Genomic DNA, 685 nt, shown 5'->3' with positions numbered 1-685 from the left:
CCGACCGCGCCGAAGCGTAGGACGAGCAGGAGGCGGCCAAGGAAGAGGCGGCCAAGGAGAAGGCCGCGGCGAAGGCCGAGCAGGAGGCCGAGACGGCCGAGGCCAAGCGCGAGCAGGAGGCGGCCAAGGCGGCGGCCGAGAGGGAGAAGGCCGAGGCCAAGGCCGAGCAGGAGCGCGAGAAGGCCGAAGCGAAGGCCGAACAGGCAGCCGCCAGGGAAGAGGCCGAGAGGGAGAAGGCCGAGGCCAAGGCCGAGCAGGAGCGCGAGAAGGCCGAGGCCAAGGCCGAACAGGAGGCCGCGCGGGCCGAGGCGAAGCAGGAACAGGCGGCTGCCAGGGCCGAGGCGGAGCGCGAGCAGGAAGCCGCCAGGGCGGAGGCCGACGCCGAGCGGGAAACCGCCACGCGGGAACAGGCGGACGCGCGGTCCAGGGCGGAGGCCCAGCAGGAGGAGGCCCGCCGTGAGGCCCTGCAGGAGAGGCAGCAGGCCAGGCTGGACGCCGAGACCGCCAAGCCCGACGCGCAGGCCGACTACGAGCAGCAGACGGCCGAGGCCCGCGCCGACCGCGACGCCGCCCTCCAGGAGGCCGACCGCCAGGAGGCGGCGGCGCGCCAGGAGTACGAGCGGGAGAAGACCGAGGCTCAGGAACAGCGGGACCAGGCACGCCAGGACGCCGAGCGGGAACGGGC

At 75.0% G+C, this 685-nt stretch carries 1 protein-coding gene; it reads right to left on the bottom strand.

The features are described from left to right. A partial coding sequence (locus LPA54_RS42565) for a hypothetical protein (protein WP_267487948.1) occupies positions 1 to 685 on the bottom strand: 685 nt, incomplete at both ends.

This window comes from Streptomyces sp. DH12 (assembly GCF_020873895.1).
Classification (GTDB): Bacteria; Actinomycetota; Actinomycetes; order Streptomycetales; family Streptomycetaceae; genus Streptomyces.
The sequence above is the reverse complement of the archived record's forward strand: the minus strand, read 5'-3'. Positions and strand labels throughout refer to the sequence as shown.